The sequence below is a fragment of the Herbaspirillum rhizosphaerae genome (assembly GCF_001189965.1).
Taxonomy (GTDB): domain Bacteria; phylum Pseudomonadota; class Gammaproteobacteria; order Burkholderiales; family Burkholderiaceae_D; genus Herbaspirillum; species Herbaspirillum rhizosphaerae.
Genome location: NZ_LFLU01000002.1, coordinates 225553 through 245384, shown reverse-complemented (window position 1 = coordinate 245384; position 19832 = coordinate 225553). Strand labels below are relative to the sequence as shown.

The window sequence follows — 19832 nt, the reverse complement described above, 5'->3', positions numbered from 1 at the left end:
ATGCCGCCATTGTCCCACAGAAGGCCCCGGCCCGGCTGGCCCGGCCTGCTACAATGGCGCGTTATCTCCCACCGTACCGAATCGATCCCCGCATGTCTGCTGCCCCCGCATTTGGCCTCAACGCCCCGCAAAGCGAAGCTGTGTTGTACATGAACGGCCCTTGCCTGGTGCTGGCCGGCGCCGGCTCGGGCAAGACCCGCGTGATCACGCAGAAGATCGCCCATCTGATTGAGAACTGCGGCTACGAGTCGCGCCACATCGCCGCGCTGACCTTTACCAACAAGGCCGCGCTGGAAATGCAGGAGCGCATCGCCAAGCTGCTCAAGGAACCCAAGCAGGCCAAGCATCTGACGGTGTCGACCTTTCACTCGCTGGGTGTGAAGATCCTGCGCCAGGAAGCCAAGAATCTGGGGCTGAAGGACCGCTTCTCGATCATGGACAGCGACGATTGTTTTTCGCTGGTGCAAGATCTGGCGGTGACAACCGACAAGCAGCTGATCCGCCGCATCCAGAATTCGATGTCGCTGTGGAAAAACGGCCTGGTCGATCCGGATCTTGCTCTCAGGAACGCCGTCGACGAAGAGGAAGCTGTGGCCGCTCGCATTTACCGCAGCTACGTCGCCACGCTGTCGGCGTATCAGGCGGTCGATTTCGACGACCTGATCCGTTTGCCCGTGGAGTTGTTCCGCAATAACGAAGAAGTGCGCGACCGCTGGCAGCGCCGCCTGCGCTACCTGCTGGTCGACGAATACCAGGACACCAACACCTGCCAGTATGAACTGGTCAAACTGCTGGTCAGCGGCATCGGCAAGAAACCGATGTTCACCGCCGTGGGCGACGACGACCAGGCCATCTACGCCTGGCGCGGCGCCACGATTGAAAATCTGAAGACGCTGCAGATCGATTTCCCGAATCTGCATCTGATCAAGCTGGAGCAGAATTACCGCTCCAGCACGCGCATTCTGCAGGCCGCCAACTCGGTGATTTCCAACAATCCCAAGCTGTTTGAAAAGGCCCTGTGGTCGGAGCACGGCCTCGGCGATCCGATCAAGGTGATGGCGATGGACGACGACGAGGCCGAGGCCGAGCAAGTCGCCATCATGCTGTCGGCGCATCGCTTCGAGCGGCGCGCGAAATTCTCCGACTATGCGATTCTGTATCGCGGCAACCATCAGGCGCGCATCTTCGAAAAGGCCTTGCGGCGTGAGCGCATTCCTTATGTGATGTCGGGCGGACAAAGTTATTTCGACCGCGCAGAGATCAAGGACATCATCAGCTACCTGCGGCTGATCGCCAACCAGGACGACGATCCGGCATTCATCCGCGCCGTCACCACGCCGCGCCGCGGCATCGGCCAGGCCACGCTGGAAGTGCTCGGCACGGTGGCCGGCCAGTGGCAGTGTTCGCTGTTTGAGGCGGTGTACAAGGGCGCGATGGAAGACAAGCTGCCCGACAAGCAATTGCTGCCGCTGCGCCAGTTCTGCGACTTCATCAACAACCTCGAATCGCGCGCCAGCCGTCCCGGTCCGTCCGGCAGCGGCGAGAACGCGGCGCTGGTGCTCGATGACATGATGGAAGCGATCAACTACGAAGGCTACGTCTACGATGCCTTCGACGAACGCCAGGCCCAGAGCAAATGGCAGAACGTGGTCGACTTCACCACCTGGCTGAAAGAACGCGGCAACGGCGGCAAGGATGGCGAAGGCGAAGAGAAGAATCTGCTGGAACTGACCCAGATGGTGGCGCTGATGTCCATGCTGGAAGGCAAGGACGAAGAGCAGGATGCAGTGCGCATGTCGACGCTGCACGCTTCCAAGGGACTGGAATATCCGCACGTGTTTCTGATCGGCGTGGAAGAAGGCATCCTGCCGCACAAGGGCGACGCCGATGCGCCGGCCGAAACCATTGCCGCGCGCATCGAGGAAGAACGCCGCCTGATGTACGTCGGCATCACGCGCGCCCAGCGCAGCCTGCAGATCACCTGGTGCAAACGCCGCAAGCGCGCCCGCGAATACACGGCCTGCGATCCGTCGCGCTTCATCAAGGAAATGAACCTCGATGTCGGCGACGCCGTCCCCAAGGAAAGCGAAGTCATCACGCCGCAGAACCGGCTGGCCAATCTCAAAGCCTTGCTGCAACAGCCGCGCACTACGCCGACGCCATCCAACGATTGATTCCGCACCTGGAGCGCCCGGCGTGGCGACCGGGCTTGCCGGCAAAATGCAGATCTTGCATATTATTTAACATTCAGGCGCCGGGCTTGTTCTTTTCGCCGCATTTCTCCGCAAAACGCGCTTGCCGGCGCCATAAACGTTTACAATCCTCCCCTTTCCGAATTCCCCTGAAAGCACCAGCCGGTGCGGCTTCGGAGTCCGTATTGTTTTCATTTTTACAAGGTAGCCCATGAGCAAGTTCTTCAAACAATTCGTTCCAGTATTGGCGCTGGTGTCCGCGCTGTCCGCGTGCGGCAAGAAAGACGAACCGGTCGCTCAGGCGCCGGCAGCCGCTCCGGCGGCCAAGGTGTATCTGGTCGGCGTGGAATCGGCTTATGCGCCGTTCTCCGCTGAGAACGAGCAGAAAAACGTGGTCGGTTTCGACATCGACGTGATGAAGGCGCTGGCGCAAAAAATCGGCATCGAAGTGAAGTTCGTGCCGACGCCGTTTGAAGGCTTCTTCAATTTCCTGGCGCAAGGCGACCGCGACCTGCTGATCTCGGCCATCACCATCACCGACGAGCGCAAACAGACCGTCGATTTCTCCGAGCCGTATTTCGAAGCATCGCAATTGATCGCCGTCGCGGACAGCAACACCAAGGTGCAAAAATTCGACGATCTGAAGACCCTGAAGGTCGGCGTGCAGAGCGCCACGACCGGCGACGAAGTGGTGCAGAACCTGCTCGGCAAGAACAGCGCCAACATCAAGCGCCTGGACTCCACTCCGCTGGCCCTGAAAGAACTGGAAACCGGCGGTGTCGACGCCGTGGTGGCCGATGATGCGGTGGTCAAGAACTACATCACCAATAATCCGTCGAGCAAGCTGCGCACCGTCTCCGACGCCGGCTTCCCGAAAGAGTATTACGGCATCGCCGTGCGCAAGGGCAACACCGAGTTGCTGAACAAGGTTAACAAGGGCATGGCCGACCTGAAGGCCGACGGCACTTTCGACAAGATCAGCGCGCAATACTTCGGCGCGAAGAAGTAATTTTTACCTCGCGTTGCGACGGGCCTTCGATCAAGAGAATCAAGGCTGGCAGCGGCGCTGCGGTATAATTCGAACAAATGCGTAATCCGGCCGGATTGCGCATTTTTCATGTCCACTACTCTCTTTCCCCACCATGGATTTCCGCTGGAGCATCATCGAAGGCTACGCGCCGCTGTTCATCAAGGGCTTCTTCATGACGCTGGAAGTCGCCGTGATCAGCATCATCGCGGGCACCGTGATGGGCCTGTTGCTGGGCATGCTGCGGCTGGCCGACGTGCAGCACGGCGCGTGGAAATACGTGTTGCGCGCGACCAAGTGGATCGCCGGCTTTTATGTGGCGTTTTTCCGCGGCACGCCGTTGTTCGTACAGATTCTGCTGATCCACTTCGCCGTGATGCCGGTGCTGATCCATCAGGACCACGGCCTGCTGATTTCGGGCGAGCTGGCGCGCGCCATCAAGCAGGATTACGGCGCGTTTGTATCCGGCATCGTGGCCTTGTCGCTCAACGCAGCGGCCTACATCTCCGAAATTTTCCGCGCCGGCATCCAGTCGATCGACCGCGGCCAAAACTATGCGGCATCGAGCCTGGGCATGGGTTATCGCCTGCGCATGCGCTACATCATCCTGCCGCAGGCGTTTCGCCGCATGCTGCCGCCGCTGGGCAATGAAGCGATCACGCTGCTGAAAGATTCTTCGCTGGTGTCGACCATCGGCCTGGCCGAACTGGCCTACGCGGCGCGCACCGTCGCCGGCAACTATTCCCGCTATTGGGAACCGTACATCACGATCTCGGTGGTGTACTTCACGATGACCATTTGTCTGGCCATGCTGGTCGCCCGACTGGAAAAGAAATACAGTGCCCCATCCCGCCACTGATCCGCAAGCCGTCACCACGGTAGCCATCGTCGGCGGCGGCCCGGCCGGCCTGATGGCCGCCGAAGTGCTGGCGCTCAAGGGCGTGCAGGTCGATCTGTACGATGCGATGCCGTCGGTCGGACGCAAGTTTTTGCTGGCCGGCAAGGGCGGCATGAACATCACCCACTCGGAAGACATCGACGGCTTTCTCTCCCGCTACGGCACGCGCCGCAACGAGATCGCAGCCATGTTGCAAGACTTCGGCCCGGATCAGTTGCGCGCGTGGATACACGGGCTCGGCATCGATACCTTCGTCGGCAGTTCCGGCCGCGTTTTCCCTACCGACATGAAAGCGGCGCCCTTGCTGCGCGCCTGGCTGCATCGTCTGCGCGAAGCCGGTGTGCGCTTCCACATGCGGCATCGCTGGCAAGGATGGGACGCCGACGGCAAGCTGCGTTTCGCCACACCGGAAGGAGAAGTCTCGGCTTCCGCCTCTGCCAGCATTCTGGCGCTGGGCGGCGGCAGTTGGGCGCGGCTCGGTTCGGACGGCGCGTGGATGGCGCTGCTGCGCGAACGCGGCGTCGATCTGGCGCCCTTGCAGCCGTCCAACTGCGGCTTCGACGTCGACTGGAGCGAGCACTTCCGCAACCGCGCTGCCGGAGAACCGCTCAAGACCGTCGCCGCAACCGTCATGCTGAGCGACGGCACGTCCTTGCGCCGCCAGGGCGAGTGCGTCATTACCGACACCGGCATCGAAGGCGGTCTGATCTATGCGCTGTCCGCGCCCTTGCGCGACGCCATCACGCCGTCCGCGCCGGCGACGCTGTATCTGGATTTGCTGCCGGACTGGATGCCCTCGCGCGTATTGAGCGAATTGCAGCATCCGCGCGGCGCGCGTTCGATGTCCAGCCACCTGCAGAGCCGTCTCAAACTCAAGGGCGCGAAAGCAGCGCTGCTGCGCGAATGCACCGACGCTGAGGATTTCCAGGACATGCACAAGCTGGCGCACGCCATCAAGGAACTGCCGGTCCGGCTGCGCGCGCCGCGGCCGATCGACGAAGCCATCAGCAGCGCCGGCGGTGTACCATTCGAAGCCATGAATGACGATCTGATGCTGCGTCCCGTGCCCGGCGTATTCTGCGCCGGCGAGATGCTGGATTGGGAAGCGCCTACCGGCGGCTATCTGCTGACCGCCTGTTTCGCCAGCGGCCGTGTTGCCGCACAAGGCGCGTTGCGCTGGTTGAACATACCTTCAACCGACAAGGAGAAAACATCATGATCGACGAAGAACGTCTGGTCGACATCGAGCTGAAACTGACACATCAGGAAGATACTGTCGATGCGCTCAACAAGATCGTCTATGAGCAGCAAAAGAAAATCGACGAACTCGAAAAGCTGCTGACCACGCTGGCGCGGCAAGTCAAGGACACCGCCAACAGCATCAGCGAGCAACGCAGCATCGAGAACGAAAGACCGCCGCACTACTGATCGGCTCCGGCTGCCTGCCGGATGCACATTGACCACCGCCCCTCTTCCATGAACACCGCCACTCGCCGCATCGCGCACCTCGATATGGATGCATTCTATGCATCGGTCGAACTGCTGCGCTATCCGGAGCTGCGCGGCCAGGCCGTCGTCATCGGCGGCCGTTCGGTGCATCAGCCGGTCATGCGTGAAGATGGGACGCGCGAGTTTGCCAGGCTGCGCGACTACGTCGGCCGCGGCGTCATTACGACGTCAACCTATGAAGCGCGCGCGCTGGGCGTGTTCTCGGCAATGGGCATGATGAAAGCGTCGCAGCTGGCGCCTGATGCGGTTTTGCTGCCGGTGGATTTCGACTCGTACCGGCATTATTCGCGGTTGTTCAAAAAGGCGGTGGCGGAAATCGCTCCGCTGATCGAGGATAGGGGAATTGATGAGATCTACCTCGACCTGAGCCTGCACCAGGAAGACACCCGCGCCCTGGCGACGCGCATCAAGGAGGCCGTGCGCGCAGCCACCGGCCTGTCGTGTTCGATCGGCATCGCGCCCAACAAGCTGCTCGCCAAGATCTGCTCGGATCTGGAAAAACCCAACGGCCTGACCATCCTCGCGATGGAAGACGTGCCGGTACGGATATGGCCGCTGCCGGCGCGCAAGATCAACGGCATCGGGCCCAAGGCGGCGGAAAAACTGACCGCGCTCGGCATCCTGACCGTCGGCGATCTGGCCCGGGCCGATGCCGGCCTGTTGCAGGACCATTTCGGGCGCAGCTATTCGGCCTGGCTGAGCAATGTGGCGCAAGGCATCGACGAGCGTCCGGTGTCCACCAGTTCGGAACCGAAGTCGATCAGCCGGGAAACCACTTTTGAGCGCGACCTGCACGCGCGCCAGGATAGGGAAAAACTGTCCGAGATCTTCACCGCGCTATGCATGCGCGTGGCCGATGACCTGCATCGCAAGGGATACGTGGGACGCACCATCGGCATCAAGCTGCGCTACGCCGATTTCTCGACGGTCACGCGCGACGTCACGCTGCCGGCGTCTGTCGCCGATTCCGCCACGATCCGCCGCGCAGCGGGCGAATGTCTGCGACGCGTGCCGCTGGAACAACGCATACGCCTGCTGGGTGTCCGGGTGGGCGCATTGTCGAAAGGCGACGACGCGCCGGAGAACGATGCCTTGTTGCAAGGCCAGCTGGGCTTTGAATAGCGGATGTTGAGCGGGGCACCGCACACGTTCACATTCGCCGCCGCGGTCGCAGATAAAGTATTTCCAAATGGTCGGCTTGATTGCCGCTGCGTGTAAAATGGACGCTTTTGCCCGAACGCCATGTGGTTTAAGAACCTTCAGATTTATCGCCTTCCCGCACCTTGGGCCATCAGCGCCGAACAGCTCGAATCCTATCTCGCGCCGCAATCATTTGCCGCCTGCCCCAGCCTGGAAATGCAATCGCAGGGCTGGGTTTCGCCGCGCGGCAATGAACAGCTGGTGCACGTCGTCAACCGCCAGTTCCTGCTGAAGCTGGACACCGAGAAGAAACTGCTGCCCAGCACCGTGGTCAATCAGGTCACCAAGGCGCGCGCCGCCGAGTTGGAAGAACAACAAGGTTTTCCTCCTGGTCGCAAGCAGACCAAGGAATTGAAAGAACAAGTCACCGATGAATTGTTGCCGCGCGCCTTCAGTATCGTGCGCAGCACCTGGACCTGGATCGATCCGGTCAACGGTTGGCTGATCGTCGATGCCGGCAGTTCCGGCAAGGCGGAAGAAGTCCTGAAACTGTTGTTGAAGGCGATTCCGAAATTCCCGCTGGAGACCCTGCGCACCGTGCGCTCGCCCTTGTCGTCGATGACCGACTGGCTGGCGTCGGATGAAGCGCCAAGCGGCTTCACCGTGGATCAGGATACTGAACTGCGCGCCAGCGGCGACAGCAAGGCGACCGTGCGTTTCGTGCGCCACACGCTGGAACCGGACGACGTGCGCCGCCATATCGAATCGGGCAAGCAATGCACGCGCCTGGCGTTGACCTGGAACGACCGCGTGTCCTTCGTGCTGACGGAAAACCTGAGCGTCAAGAAGATCGCGCCGCTGGATGTGCTGAAAGAAGACAGCGACGTGACGAACAAGAATGACGACGAACGCTTTGACGGCGACTTCATGCTGATGACAGGCGAAGTAAGCAAGATGCTGGCCGACCTGATCGAAGCACTGGGCGGCCAGTTACGCGAGAACGACGGATCGGCGGCATTGGCGGCCTGATCGTTTGTAGTCGATCGCATAAGAAAAACGCCGGTTGATCCTTGGATCTGCCGGCGTTTTTTATTGCACTGCGCGTTTTTTCTTTGGCGCGATCAATAGGGCGTCGAGCGCCTTCATCGCGTGACAAATGGTATTGGCCAGACGCTCGCAGCTGACGCCGTCGCGCGCGCTCAGCGACAGGCCGTGCAGCACAGCCGTGTAGAAGTCGCTGAGGCCGTCGATATCAGCATCGGCGCTCAACTCTCCCTGCGTTTGCGCCTGGCGGAAACGCTTGTCCAGGGCGGCGCGTTTTTTGTGGCGGCGCGCCCGCAACTCTTCGGCGTGCGCGCTGTTTTCCGGCGCGCAATTGATGGCCGAGGTCACCACCATGCATCCCTTGCCGGCAAAGGTGTCGATACTGGCGTGCAACATGTTGAATACGTCCTCGCGTACGCCGAGGCCTTCTTTCAAGGCGTTCATCGGCGCGGCGGCGGTAGTCGTCGAATAGAACTCGACGGCTTCGCGGAACAGCGCGTTCTTGTCGCCGAATGCGGCGTAGAGACTGGGCGCCTTGACGCCGATGGCAGTCGTCAGATCGGCCATGGTCGTGCCTTCATAGCCCTTGCTCCAGAATACCTGCATTGCCAGGCGTAGCGCTTCGTCTCGGTCGAAACTGCGCGGCCGCCCTCTTGTTTGCTGCATGGGAATGCTCCTTCGTGATCACATTGCTGTGGGTTTTCTGCGACCAGTGTAGCTTACTTTAATCTGAATTACAAAAATACCTTGACAGCGATTTCAGGAGAAAACTATTATGTAACACGCATTACATAAATACAGACTATGATGATGCGCAGCGCTTTCTTGTCTCCTCTGCGAGAAAGCCGAGCCGAACCGGAGAGATCCGAGAGTTGCTTGTTTAACCAGACTTTCGGCCAGTATCGGCGGATCACATGCTGCGTCAAAATATGCGCATAATGTGAATCCGCTGCGATTGCTTTCTGCCGGTTCATCCCACGATGTAACGAAAGGAAATGTCATGACACGCAAGACCCGTATAGAACATTACCGAAACATCGGTATCAGTGCGCACATCGATGCCGGTAAAACCACGACCACCGAGCGCATCCTGTTTTATACCGGTGTCAACCACAAGATCGGTGAAGTGCATGACGGCGCCGCCACCATGGACTGGATGGAGCAGGAGCAGGAACGCGGCATCACGATCACCTCCGCCGCCACCACCGCCTTCTGGAAAGGCATGGCCGGCAATTATCCGGAACATCGCATCAACATCATCGACACACCGGGCCACGTCGACTTCACGATTGAAGTCGAACGCTCGATGCGCGTGCTCGACGGCGCGGTCATGGTCTATGACTCGGTCGGCGGCGTGCAGCCGCAATCGGAAACCGTGTGGCGCCAGGCGAACAAGTACGCCGTGCCGCGCATGGCCTTCGTCAACAAGATGGACCGTGTCGGCGCGGACTTTTTCCGCGTGCAGAAACAGATCGGCGAACGCCTGAAAGGCAACGCCGTGCCGATCCAGATTCCGATCGGCGCGGAAGACAATTTCCAGGGCGTGATCGATCTGGTCAAGATGAAAGCTATCATCTGGGATGAAGAAAGCCAGGGCGTCAAGTTCGAGTACCAGCCGATTCCGGCCGACCTCGAGGAGACCGCGCGCGAGTGGCACGACAAGATGATCGAGCAGGCCGCGGAAGCCAACGAACAACTGCTGGAGAAATATCTCAGCGGCACGCCCCTGACCGAAGCCGACATCAAGCACGGCCTGCGCCTGCGCACCATCGCCGGTGAAATCGTGCCGATGCTGGCCGGCAGCGCCTTCAAGAACAAGGGCGTGCAAGCCATGCTCGACGCCGTGATCGATTACCTGCCGTCGCCAATCGACGTGCCGGCGATCAAGGGTCACGATGAAGACGACAATGAGATTGAACGCCATCCTGCGGACGACGAAAAATTCTCGGCGCTGGCATTCAAGATCATGACCGACCCGTTCGTCGGCCAGCTGGTTTTCTTCCGTGCGTATTCGGGCATGGTCAATTCGGGCGACACCGTCTACAACCCGATCAAGGGCAAGAAGGAACGCCTGGGCCGCATCCTGCAGATGCATGCGAATGAGCGCAAGGAAATCAAGGAAGTGTATGCAGGCGACATCGCCGCCGCAGTCGGGCTGAAGGACGTCACCACGGGCGACACGCTGACCGATCCGGATCACGTGATCATCCTGGAGCGCATGGTCTTCCCTGAGCCGGTGATTTCACAGGCAGTGGAACCGAAGACCAAGGCCGACCAGGAGAAGATGGGCATCGCCCTGAATCGCCTGGCACAGGAAGATCCGTCGTTCCGCGTGCGCACCGATGAAGAATCGGGCCAGACCATTATTTCCGGCATGGGCGAGTTGCATCTGGAAATCCTGGTCGATCGCATGAAGCGCGAGTTCAACGTCGAGGCCACCGTCGGCAAGCCGCAGGTGGCTTACCGCGAAGCGATTCGCTCGACCGTGGAAGATGTCGAAGGCAAATTCGTCAAGCAATCCGGCGGACGCGGCCAGTACGGCCACGTGGTGCTGAAGCTGGAACCGCTGCCGCCCGGCAAGGGCTACGAATTCGTCGACGCCATCAAGGGCGGCGTGGTGCCGCGCGAATTCATTCCTGCGGTCGACAAGGGCATTCAGGAAACGCTGGGCAGCGGCGTGCTGGCCGGTTATCCGGTGGTCGATATCCGTGCGACGCTGACCTTCGGTTCTTACCATGACGTCGACTCGAACGAAAATGCGTTCCGCATGGCCGGCTCGATGGCGTTCAAGGAAGGCATGCGCCGGGCCAGCCCGGTGCTACTGGAGCCGATGATGGCGGTCGAGGTGGAAACGCCGGAAGACTACGCCGGCACAGTGATGGGCGATTTGTCGTCGCGTCGCGGCATGGTGCAGGGAATGGACGAAATCGCCGGCGGCGGCGGCAAGATCATCAAGGCCGAAGTGCCGCTGTCGGAGATGTTCGGCTATTCGACTTCGTTGCGGTCGGCGACGCAAGGGCGCGCGACTTATACGATGGAGTTCAAGCATTATGCCGAGGCGCCGCGGCATGTGGTGGAGCAGTTGACTACGGAGAGGAAGGGGAAGTGACGCTTCGATCGATTGCCAAACTTCGTTAGCTCTTTCTACGACGCAAAAGCCCCGCTTAGTTTGCACTAAGCGGGGCTTTTGCTTCTGCGAGGCATTGGGGCTCGCCTACGTTCCGCAGGCCGCGGTTTCGCTTGCAAGCGAAACCCTTCGAGCCCCGCCGAGAGCCGCGCAGGCGGCTCTCTCCGCTCCGCTAATTCGTTTTCCCTTCGGGAAAAAAGTGACGATACAAACAAAAACGCCTGCTTGCGCAGGCGTTTGTGTTTTGGCGGAGCGGACGGGGCTCGAACCCGCGACCCCCGGCGTGACAGGCCGGTATTCTAACCAACTGAACTACCACTCCAGATTTGGTTTTCAGTCTCGCTGAAAGACCGCAATTATAGCGGAGCTTTCCCAGGAATTCCAGTACTTTTCTACAAATTAATCCTGAAATTTGCCTTCGAACGCCAATTTGCTCAGCGGCTCGCGCGGGCCGGGCAGTTCACGGGCTTGCAGACCTTCCGGCAGGATCGATTTGTCGCCCAGTTTGCCGATCGCCACGGCGGCTTCGATCGAGTATTCCGCAGGGACGCCCAGTTCGATGCGCGACTTTTCTTTATCGAAGCCGGCCATCGCATGCGCGTGCCAACCGGACAAGCTCGCTTGCAACGCCAGATAGGCCCAGGCCGAGCCGGTGTCGAATGCGTGCGTGCCTGCAGGAACCGGTGTCGTTGTGCCTGGCGGGATCATGGTGGTCTTGGACAATACGATGATCAGCACCGATGCCTTCTCCGCCCAGCCGCGGTTGAATTCGTTCAGCAGGCCCAGCAGGCTGTCCCATTGCGGCGTGCCGCGACGGGCGAAGACGAAACGCCATGGCTGCGAGTTGTAGGCCGAGGGCGCCCAGCGTGCGGCTTCCAGAAAGGTCAACACCGTTTCTTCGGAAATATCGGCGCCGGTGTAGGCGCGCGGCGACCAGCGATTCAGGAATTGGGGATCGATAGGATGATCGGCAACGCGTGGGTTGGTTTGCGACATTGTGGCTCCAGATGAGTGAAATATGTTGCTCTGCAAAACGAGCAGACGGGCATCTTAGCAGGTGTTTTTCCGGTCTGCAGAGCGCGCCCCGGATCTGCCTGGGCGCCGCGCCATGTCGTGCATCAAATGCACGGCAGATGCCGGCTTCAACGCGGTCCCGGCCCGTCGCCACCGCCACGGGGGCCGCCGCCTCCACCCCAGCCGCCCGGGCCGGGACCGCACAGCCACGGCGCGCAGACGCAGCCTCCCAGCGAAAACAACAAGACCAGGGATCCAACCAGCAAACCGAGACGTCGCATGACCATTCCTTCCAACAAGCATTCATCGTCGTGCGACTGTACAAACAAAACCTGCTAAGCGCCGTCAAGGTATTGCAACAAGAAACTACTGCGCTGCAACCCGCTTCCGGCTTGCGTTTCCGGCGCGCCATGCTAAGCTCTGAGCATATAAAAAACATACGGAGACAAACCCATGAACATCCTCAGAGAAGCCGAGCGCGAAGTCTGGGTCGACGGCACCATCTACCAGTTCAAATCGAAGGTGGAGGCCAGCGGCTTTGAAGACATGTGCCGCGCCATCGGCAAATTGCACAACGCCATGCAGTTGTATCCGCCGTCGGCGATCTTGCAGACTGCGCCGCACGACCGTACCGAAGAAGTCTGACGGCAGCTGGGCAAAACATCCCGGCATAAAAAAACCCGCAGGCCTTGCGGCTTGCGGGTTAAATCCAATCCTCAGGGGGGTGATGAATTGGAGGGGAGGGAGTGCTCAAGATACCGTCCCCTCACCCGCCCTTCTATCGTTTTTACACCCTGTAACATCCGTTACAGGATCGTGTCTCACATACTCCCCCGCAGGTAGCGCATCACGTCTTCGGAATTACTTGCCGATACAGAAGCGAGAAAAGATCACGCCCAGCAAATCGTCCGGCGTGAACTTGCCGGTAATGCTGCTCAAACGTTCCTGCGCCAGGCGCAACTCTTCCGCAAACAGATCGAGCGATTTGTCGCTGGCCTGGTTGTCGACGGACGCGTGCGCGGCGGCGCTTTCCAGATATTCGCGCGCCGCCTTCAGGGCAATCAGATGGCGCTCGCGCGCCAGGTAGCGCGACTCCACCGTCTGCTGCCAGCCGGCGATGCGCAGCAGTTCTCCGCGCAACAGATCGATGCCGAGATGATCAATGGCCGACAAATAGATATGCGTGGCGTCGGACATCTGATCGACGCCCGGCTTGTGCCCGGAACGGTCGATCTTGTTCCAGATACGGATGACGGGAATGCCGTCCGGAAAACGCTCGGTGATCTTTTCGTCTTCCAGTGTCGGCCCGTGATCGGCGTCGAGCATGTGCAGGATGACGTCTGCTTTTGCGACCTCGCCCCAGGTACGTTCGATGCCGATGCGCTCGACTTCGTCGGGACCGCTGCCGTCCTCGCCGGTTTCACGGATACCGGCAGTATCGATGATGTTGAGCGGCATGCCTTCGATCTGGATCGTCTCGGTGACCTTGTCGCGCGTGGTGCCGGCGATCGGCGTCACGATGGCGACATCGGAACCGGCCAGTACATTCAGCAGCGACGACTTGCCGACGTTCGGCTTGCCTGCCAGCACGACATTGAGACCGTCGCGCAGCAAGGCGCCCTGCGAGGCATGCATGAAGACATCGTCGAGCGTGGCGCGGATCGCGGCGAGCTGGCCGCGCGCGTCGGACTGTTCGAGGAAGTCGATTTCTTCTTCCGGGAAATCCAGTGTCGCCTCCACCAGCATGCGCAGGTTGGTGACCTTGTTCACCAGATCGTGGATCACTTTGGAGAAAGCGCCGGACAAGGATTCCGAGGCCGACTTGGCAGCGGCTTCAGTAGACGCTTCGATCAGATCGGCAACCGCTTCCGCCTGCGCCAGATCGAGCTTGTCGTTGAGGAAGGCGCGTTGCGTGAATTCGCCCGGCTCCGCCAGGCGCAGACCAATCCCGGTGCCGGCTTCGAGGCAGCGCGCCAGCAGCATCTGCATGACCACCGGGCCGCCGTGGCCTTGCAACTCCAGCACGTCTTCGCCGGTATAGGAATGCGGCGCCTTGAAATAGATCGCCAACCCCTGATCGATCGCGCTGCCGTCGGCACGCCTGAACGGCAGATAGATCGCCTGGCGCGGCGTCAGCGAGCTTTCGTCCTTGCCGCAAATCGCCTGGACCACGGGCCACAGGTTCTTGCCGGAGATGCGGACCACGCCGATGCCGCCGCGTCCCGGAGCGGTGGCGATGGCGGCGATGGGAGAGGTGTCGAGAGTCATGATGCGCACTGCTTTTCAAAAAAGAGGAAAACAAAGACGAAAAAAAAGCCCGTGAAAATCATGCCACGGGCTTTTTCGACTAACAAGTGACTCACAATCAGGTCGTTAAGCCTTGCCTGCCTGCAGCTTTCTGGTGATGACCCATTGCTGCGTGATCGACAGGACGTTGTTCACGACCCAGTACAGCACGAGGCCGGACGGGAAGAAGAAGAACATCACCGAGAACACGATAGGCATGAACATCATGACCTTGGCTTGCACCGGATCCGGAGGCGTCGGGTTGAGCTTGGTCTGGATGAACATCGATACAGCCATCAGCACCGGCAGGATGTAGAACGGATCAGGCGCGGTCAGATCGTGGATCCAGCCCAGCCATGGCGCGCCGCGCATTTCAACGCTGGCCAGCAGCACCCAGTACAGCGAAATGAACACCGGGATCTGAATCACGATCGGCAGACAGCCACCGAGCGGGTTGATCTTTTCGGTCTTGTACAGCGACATCATTTCGCGGTTCATGGCTTGCGGATCGCCCTTGTGACGCTCGCGGATCGCGGTCATCTTCGGCGTAACGGCCTTCATCTTGGCCATGCTGCGATAGCTGGCAGCCGACAATGGGAAGAACACCGCCTTGATCAGCATGGTCAGCAGAATGATGGTCCAGCCCCAGTTGCCGACGTAGGCATGGATGTGGATCATCAGCCAGAAGATCGGCTTGGCGATGATGGTCAGCCAGCCGTAATCCTTGACCAGTTCCAAGCCTGGCGTAGTCTTTTCCAGCACGGAAGATTCTTGCGGACCGGAGTACAGGCGCGCGTCCATGGTGACGCTGGCGCCCGGAGCAACCGTGCCCAGCGGCAGGATATTGCCGACTGCGTACAGGTTGGTGCCGATCTTCTTGGTGAAGATGTCGCGCTGCGCTTTTTCAGGCGGGATGAAGGCCGAGACGAAATAGTGCTGCACCAGCGCGATCCAGCCGTTGTCGGACTTGTTGGCGTGCTGTTCCTTGCCTTCTTCGATCTTCTCGAAGGTCAGCTTCTGGAATTTTTCGGCATCGGTGTAGACCGCAGGACCGGTAAAGGTGCTGTAGAAATGCGATTCGCCGCCCGGCTTGTTGCCGTCGCGCACCAGTTGCAGGTACAGCGATGGCGTGATCGCGGCAGCGCTGTCGTTGGTGACGGTGTGCTTCAGGTCGATGACGTAGTCGCCGCGCTTGAAGGTGTAGGTCTTGGTCAGCTTGACGCCGTTTTCCTGCGCTTCCAGCACCAGCTGGACTTCATTGCCGTTGTCCAGCGCGCGTGCGCCCGGCTTGGCGGTGAAGATCGACTTGTGGGTCGGGAACTGGCCGCCGATCAGGCCGGATTCGGCCAGATAGGTGTGGCCGGCGCTGGAGTCGAACAGGACCAGGTTCTTGGTCGGGTCGACGGTGTCGCGGTGTTTCAACAGTTCCAGACGCTTGAGCTCGCCGCCGACGGTGTCGATGTCCGCCTTGACGACATCGGTCGTGATGGTGATGGTCTCACCCTTAGCAGCCGGCAGGCCACCGGCAACATCCGCTGCGCCGGCAGTTGTACCAGCAGCGCCGGCGACTTGCGGCACAGGCGATTTGGACGGGTCAGCGCCGGCAGCGGCCGGTGTCGCCTCTTGGGTTGCCGTCGGGAAAAACATCGACGGCTTGCCGTTATGGCGTTGCCAGCTGTCCCAAAGCAACAACAGGGAAAACGAGAAGACAACCCACAGGACGGTACGTTTGATATCCATAAGAGTATTGACCAATAAATCAGGAGTGGCTGCAACCGCCAGCGGTTACAGTAGGAGAGGAAGAATCTGGGGTGGTAGAGTCGGGCACGGGGTCGAGTCCGCCTGGATGCCAGGGATGGCACTTGCACAGGCGTTTGCCGGCAAGCACGCTGCCTTTCCATGCGCCGTGGCGGCGAATGGCTTCTGCTGCATAGTCCGAACAGCTGGGATAGAAACGGCAATTCTGCCCGAGATAGGGGCTGACTCCCAGCTTGTAGGCGCGTAACAGCAGGAGTAAAGGCGTTTTCATCACTTATTTCCTGGCTTCCCGGCAAAGGCTGTCGCGTTCAGCAAAAAGGTGAACAACTGTGACAGCTCTTCGCGCAATTCCGCTTTCAGTTTCGCGTTGGTCGCCGGCCCGCTCTTGCTGTTGACCGGCTTCGACAAACGCACAATGCAATCTACCTGGGGCAATGCCAATGCCGTTTGCCGGAACAACTCGCGGGTAACGCGTTTGATCGTGTTCCGGGTGACCGCGCGCGGCGCCATGCGTTTGGCGGCGACGACACCCAGACGGGCTAGCGGCAAGTCGTTGTTGCGGGCATACAGTACGAAATGCGCTGTACGATACACCGGTCGCAAACGAAAAACGGATGAAAACTCATCCGTTTTAACGATTCGCTGATCGCGTGAGTAGAGATAGGAAGAATCGCCTGTCACACAAACAGCAGCGCACTTTTCTGGCGTTGTATGGAGCAGGTATTAAACCGCTGCCAGACGCTTGCGGCCCTTGGCGCGGCGTGCGTTGATCACAGCGCGGCCACCACGGGTTGCCATGCGTGCGCGGAAACCGTGAGTACGCTTACGACGCACGACGGAAGGTTGGTAGGTACGTTTCATGTTGGACTCGCTTACTTAATCAATAATCGGCAAAAATACTTCGGAATCTCCGCGGAATTTCTGTTTTTCTGCGCGTGCCTCTTCAAATATCAGAGAGGCATTTGAGAGCCGAAACCGCAAGGCCACAGCACGAACGCAATTCAACGGATGGTGAACCCTGAATTAGACTGCATTTTTCACTTGTTTGTCAATGACTTATCTACTTTGCGTCTTTCCGCGAGACGCCCCTAGGATGACTGCCCCCTGCCCCGACGGCGACAATAAGCGACGCATTCCCAGAGAAAGATCATTTTTTTGCTATCAGAAAGACAAAATACATAACCAAGGCATATCGCCGACGCCGTTGTGCCCAGGTCACATGGCAAGAAAGCAACAAACACGCAGCATGCGATCCGGCAACTTTCAAAACCCCGGCGAGACGCAGACGCACCGCATCGCCGTCGCCACAACCACCCGGCATCAAACTTGCATTGCGCTAACACATCACAAAGCCTCGCAAAAAGAGACCAAAAAGTCGCCCGCCGGCCCCGCGCCGATTCGCCTGCGCGGCTGCCGGACAAATCTTTGGGCAAGGTCAACCGGCGTTCTCGTTCAACCATTGAAGGAACAGGGACCAACACCAAAATCCCACACAAAGAACAGGTGCTTTGGCATATCGAAAAGATGGCTGGCAAAACGCCGGGTGCTTTTGAATATAGGAAAATGATTTCGCAGTACGCTGAAACAAAACGTGCCACATTGCTTCTGTAAAAAAGGAATAGAATAAAAACGAAAATTTGATTTTTTGGTCGAAGTTCACAGATGTGCAAAGTTGAAAAATTCAAACGCGCGCACGATAGTGAAAATGATCAGCAACAGTACTCAGGAAACGCGGTCGATAAATCTAAGAACATAACGCACGTATTCAATTTGCAATTTGTTGTCTCATTGAAGTTACGGAGGTGGTATGGATATCTACAGCAGCTTTGCGAGTCGCTTTGACAAAACCAGAGAAGAAGAATTTTCGCTCGAAGAATACCTGAGTCTTTGCAAGAACGACCCAGCTGTGTATGCATCGGCCGCAGAACGCATGCTGATGGCGATTGGCGAACCCGAGAAGGTCGACACTCGCGAAGATCCCCGTTTGTCCCGGCTGTTCGCCAACAAGGTGATCAAGGTCTATCCCGCCTTCAAAGAATTCTACGGCGCGGAAGAAGTCATCGAACAAGTGGTCGCCTACTTCCGCCATGCCGCGCAAGGCCTGGAAGAAAAGAAGCAGATTCTGTATCTGCTGGGTCCGGTCGGCGGCGGCAAGTCGTCCATCGCCGAGCGCCTCAAACAGCTCATGGAGCACATCCCCTTCTATTCGATCAAAGGTTCGCCGGTCAATGAATCGCCGCTGGGCTTGTTCGATTACGAAGAAGACGGACAAATCCTGGAAGAGCAGTTCGGCATTCCGCGCCGCTACCTCAAATCCATCCTGAGCCCATGGGCCGTCAAGCGCCTGCACGAGTTCAACGGCGACATCCGCCAGTTCCGCGTGGTCAAACGCTATCCGTCGATCCTGCGCCAGATCGCGATTTCCAAGACCGAGCCGGGCGACGAAAACAACCAGGACATTTCCACGCTGGTCGGCAAGGTCGACATCCGCAAGCTCGAGCAATACTCGCAGGACGACGCCGACGCCTACAGCTACTCCGGCGGCCTGTGCCTGTCGAACCAGGGCTTGCTGGAATTCGTCGAAATGTTCAAGGCGCCGATCAAGGTCTTGCATCCGCTGCTGACCGCGACCCAGGAAGGCAACTTCAAGGGCACCGAAGGTTTCGGCGCGATTCCCTTCGACGGCGTCATCCTGGCCCACTCCAACGAATCGGAGTGGAAAGCCTTCCGCAACAACAAGAACAACGAAGCGCTGCTCGACCGTATCTATATCGTCAAGGTGCCGTATTGCCTGCGCGTGTCGGAAGAAATCCGCATCTACGATAAATTGCTGCGCACTTCCTCGCTGGCCAAGGCTATTTGCGCGCCGGGAACGCTGAAAATGATGGCGCAGTTCTCCATCCTCACACGCCTGGGCGAACCGGAAAACTCCAGCCTGATTTCCAAGATGCAGGTGTATGACGGCGAGAACCTGAAAGACACCGATCCCAAGGCCAAGTCGTATCAGGAATACCGCGACTACGCCGGCGTCGACGAAGGCATGACCGGCATCTCGACGCGCTTCGCGTTCAAGATCCTGTCGCGCGTGTTCAACTTCGACACCACCGAAATCGCCGCCAATCCGGTGCACCTGATGTACATACTGGAGCAGCAGATCGAGCGCGAGCAATTCCCGCCCGAACAGGAGCAAAAATACCTGTCCTTCGTCAAGGACACGCTGGCCTCGCGCTATGCGGAATTCATCGGCAAGGAAATTCAGACCGCTTACCTGGAGTCGTATTCCGAATACGGCCAGAACGTGTTCGACCGCTATGTCACCTACGCCGACTTCTGGATCCAGGACCAGGAATTCCGCGATCACGATACCGGCGAGAGTTTCGACCGCGCATCGCTGAACGCGGAGCTGGAAAAGATCGAGAAACCGGCCGGCATCAGCAATCCGAAGGACTTCCGCAACGAGATCGTCAACTTCGTCCTGCGCGCACGCGTGAACAACGGCGGCAAGAACCCGCTGTGGACCAGTTACGAAAAACTGCGCGTGGTGATCGAGAAGAAGATGTTCTCCAACACCGAGGACCTGTTGCCGGTGATCTCCTTCAACGCCAAGGGTTCGACCGAGGAAATGCAAAAGCACGAAGACTTCGTCAATCGCATGGTCAGCAAAGGCTACACACCGAAGCAGGTGCGGCTGCTGTGCGAATGGTATTTGCGCGTGCGCAAATCCTCTTGAAATAAGGGAGCGGCTTGCCCAGGAAATGCAACGGCATTTAAATGGCAATCTGCCTTCGGAATCTGTTTTCGATCCGTAGCGAGAGGCCATCAGCCGATGACGACCGG

General features: G+C 59.2%; 18 protein-coding genes and 1 tRNA gene. 11 read left to right on the top strand and 8 right to left on the bottom strand.

The genetic code is table 11. From position 1 onward, the window contains the following. Positions 1-92 precede the first annotated feature (92 nt). The 7 genes from AKL25_RS03885 to AKL25_RS03855 all read left to right on the top strand — a co-directional run bounded on the left by AKL25_RS03885 (position 93) and on the right by AKL25_RS03855 (position 7795). Entirely contained in the window at positions 93-2174 is a 2082-nt protein-coding gene (locus AKL25_RS03885; RefSeq protein ID WP_050476330.1) for a UvrD-helicase domain-containing protein, read from the top strand. Between the two features lie 229 nt (positions 2175-2403). Then, positions 2404-3201: a basic amino acid ABC transporter substrate-binding protein gene (locus AKL25_RS03880; RefSeq protein ID WP_050476329.1), complete on the top strand. Its 798-nt coding sequence runs from the start codon at positions 2404-2406 to the stop codon at positions 3199-3201. A gap of 133 nt (positions 3202-3334) precedes the next feature. Beyond that, complete coding sequence (locus tag AKL25_RS03875) at positions 3335-4078, top strand: amino acid ABC transporter permease (protein WP_050476328.1); 744 nt, start codon at positions 3335-3337, stop codon at positions 4076-4078. Beyond that, a complete protein-coding gene (locus tag AKL25_RS03870; RefSeq protein WP_050476327.1) occupies positions 4059-5336 on the top strand; it encodes a TIGR03862 family flavoprotein in 1278 nt (425 codons plus the stop codon). The genes AKL25_RS03875 and AKL25_RS03870 overlap by 20 nt, the downstream gene beginning before the upstream one ends. Beyond that, positions 5333-5545, top strand: coding sequence for a SlyX family protein (locus tag AKL25_RS03865; RefSeq protein WP_050476326.1), 213 nt, complete (start codon positions 5333-5335; stop codon positions 5543-5545). Before AKL25_RS03870 ends, AKL25_RS03865 begins: the two co-directional genes overlap by 4 nt. A gap of 48 nt (positions 5546-5593) precedes the next feature. Continuing rightward, on the top strand, positions 5594-6748 hold the full coding sequence (gene dinB / locus AKL25_RS03860) for a DNA polymerase IV (RefSeq protein WP_050476325.1): 1155 nt from the start codon (positions 5594-5596) through the stop codon (positions 6746-6748). Between the two features lie 120 nt (positions 6749-6868). Then, entirely contained in the window at positions 6869-7795 is a 927-nt protein-coding gene (locus tag AKL25_RS03855; protein ID WP_050476324.1) for a recombination-associated protein RdgC, read from the top strand. Positions 7796-7855: 60 nt separating this feature from the next. On the opposite strand, the gene AKL25_RS03850 is transcribed toward AKL25_RS03855, so the two are convergent. After that, positions 7856-8476: a TetR/AcrR family transcriptional regulator gene (locus AKL25_RS03850; protein ID WP_050476323.1), complete on the bottom strand. Its 621-nt coding sequence runs from the start codon at positions 8474-8476 to the stop codon at positions 7856-7858. A gap of 334 nt (positions 8477-8810) precedes the next feature. Between AKL25_RS03850 and fusA the strand changes: the two genes are divergently transcribed. Next, on the top strand, positions 8811-10919 hold the full coding sequence (gene fusA / locus AKL25_RS03845; RefSeq protein ID WP_050476322.1) for an elongation factor G: 2109 nt from the start codon (positions 8811-8813) through the stop codon (positions 10917-10919). Between the two features lie 263 nt (positions 10920-11182). Here the strand turns inward: fusA and AKL25_RS03840 are convergent. Beyond that, positions 11183-11259, bottom strand: a tRNA-Asp gene (locus AKL25_RS03840). Between the two features lie 77 nt (positions 11260-11336). After that, a complete protein-coding gene (locus tag AKL25_RS03835) occupies positions 11337-11933 on the bottom strand; it encodes a nitroreductase family protein (protein ID WP_050476321.1) in 597 nt (198 codons plus the stop codon). A 471-nt stretch (positions 11934-12404) separates the two neighbouring features. Here AKL25_RS03835 and AKL25_RS03830 point away from each other — a divergent pair, with 471 nt between their 5' ends. Then, positions 12405-12596: a hypothetical protein gene (locus AKL25_RS03830; RefSeq protein WP_050476320.1), complete on the top strand. Its 192-nt coding sequence runs from the start codon at positions 12405-12407 to the stop codon at positions 12594-12596. 216 nt (positions 12597-12812) lie between these two features. Here AKL25_RS03830 and mnmE read toward each other — a convergent pair whose 3' ends face one another. The 5 genes from mnmE to rpmH form a co-directional block, all read right to left on the bottom strand. Continuing rightward, positions 12813-14219, bottom strand: coding sequence for a tRNA uridine-5-carboxymethylaminomethyl(34) synthesis GTPase MnmE (gene mnmE / locus AKL25_RS03825; protein ID WP_050476613.1), 1407 nt, complete (start codon positions 14217-14219; stop codon positions 12813-12815). A gap of 105 nt (positions 14220-14324) precedes the next feature. Further along, on the bottom strand, positions 14325-15977 hold the full coding sequence (gene yidC / locus AKL25_RS03820) for a membrane protein insertase YidC (protein WP_050476319.1): 1653 nt from the start codon (positions 15975-15977) through the stop codon (positions 14325-14327). A 19-nt stretch (positions 15978-15996) separates the two neighbouring features. After that, the gene (gene yidD / locus AKL25_RS23655; RefSeq protein WP_083444566.1) at positions 15997-16266 is read right to left on the bottom strand and encodes a membrane protein insertion efficiency factor YidD; all 270 of its coding nucleotides are present in this window, start codon (positions 16264-16266) and stop codon (positions 15997-15999) included. Continuing rightward, the gene (rnpA, locus tag AKL25_RS03815) at positions 16266-16676 is read right to left on the bottom strand and encodes a ribonuclease P protein component (protein ID WP_167541851.1); all 411 of its coding nucleotides are present in this window, start codon (positions 16674-16676) and stop codon (positions 16266-16268) included. Before rnpA ends, yidD begins: the two co-directional genes overlap by 1 nt. Positions 16677-16718: 42 nt before the next feature. Beyond that, the gene (gene rpmH / locus AKL25_RS23650; protein WP_006461360.1) at positions 16719-16856 is read right to left on the bottom strand and encodes a 50S ribosomal protein L34; all 138 of its coding nucleotides are present in this window, start codon (positions 16854-16856) and stop codon (positions 16719-16721) included. 564 nt (positions 16857-17420) lie between these two features. On the opposite strand from rpmH, the gene AKL25_RS24090 reads away from it, so the two are divergent. Next, positions 17421-17606 (top strand): hypothetical protein, encoded by a 186-nt coding sequence (locus tag AKL25_RS24090; RefSeq protein WP_157050475.1) that lies wholly within the window; start codon positions 17421-17423, stop codon positions 17604-17606. A 196-nt stretch (positions 17607-17802) separates the two neighbouring features. Beyond that, positions 17803-19725: a PrkA family serine protein kinase gene (locus AKL25_RS03805; RefSeq protein ID WP_050476316.1), complete on the top strand. Its 1923-nt coding sequence runs from the start codon at positions 17803-17805 to the stop codon at positions 19723-19725. Positions 19726-19832: the final 107 nt, after the last annotated feature.

What these genes read in the sequence shown, in the direction of transcription:
- AKL25_RS03865 (WP_050476326.1), top strand. Translation starts at nt 5,333, where the DNA reads ATGATCGACGAAGAACGTCTGGTCGACATCGAGCTGAAACTGACACAT.
- yidD (WP_083444566.1), bottom strand. Translation starts at nt 16,266, where the DNA reads ATGAAAACGCCTTTACTCCTGCTGTTACGCGCCTACAAGCTGGGAGTC.
- mnmE (WP_050476613.1), bottom strand. Translation starts at nt 14,219, where the DNA reads ATGACTCTCGACACCTCTCCCATCGCCGCCATCGCCACCGCTCCGGGA.
- yidC (WP_050476319.1), bottom strand. Translation starts at nt 15,977, where the DNA reads ATGGATATCAAACGTACCGTCCTGTGGGTTGTCTTCTCGTTTTCCCTG.
- AKL25_RS03830 (WP_050476320.1), top strand. Translation starts at nt 12,405, where the DNA reads ATGAACATCCTCAGAGAAGCCGAGCGCGAAGTCTGGGTCGACGGCACC.
- fusA (WP_050476322.1), top strand. Translation starts at nt 8,811, where the DNA reads ATGACACGCAAGACCCGTATAGAACATTACCGAAACATCGGTATCAGT.
- AKL25_RS03805 (WP_050476316.1), top strand. Translation starts at nt 17,803, where the DNA reads ATGGATATCTACAGCAGCTTTGCGAGTCGCTTTGACAAAACCAGAGAA.
- AKL25_RS03835 (WP_050476321.1), bottom strand. Translation starts at nt 11,933, where the DNA reads ATGTCGCAAACCAACCCACGCGTTGCCGATCATCCTATCGATCCCCAA.
- dinB (WP_050476325.1), top strand. Translation starts at nt 5,594, where the DNA reads ATGAACACCGCCACTCGCCGCATCGCGCACCTCGATATGGATGCATTC.
- AKL25_RS03880 (WP_050476329.1), top strand. Translation starts at nt 2,404, where the DNA reads ATGAGCAAGTTCTTCAAACAATTCGTTCCAGTATTGGCGCTGGTGTCC.
- rpmH (WP_006461360.1), bottom strand. Translation starts at nt 16,856, where the DNA reads ATGAAACGTACCTACCAACCTTCCGTCGTGCGTCGTAAGCGTACTCAC.
- AKL25_RS03885 (WP_050476330.1), top strand. Translation starts at nt 93, where the DNA reads ATGTCTGCTGCCCCCGCATTTGGCCTCAACGCCCCGCAAAGCGAAGCT.
- AKL25_RS03875 (WP_050476328.1), top strand. Translation starts at nt 3,335, where the DNA reads ATGGATTTCCGCTGGAGCATCATCGAAGGCTACGCGCCGCTGTTCATC.
- AKL25_RS03850 (WP_050476323.1), bottom strand. Translation starts at nt 8,476, where the DNA reads ATGCAGCAAACAAGAGGGCGGCCGCGCAGTTTCGACCGAGACGAAGCG.
- AKL25_RS03855 (WP_050476324.1), top strand. Translation starts at nt 6,869, where the DNA reads ATGTGGTTTAAGAACCTTCAGATTTATCGCCTTCCCGCACCTTGGGCC.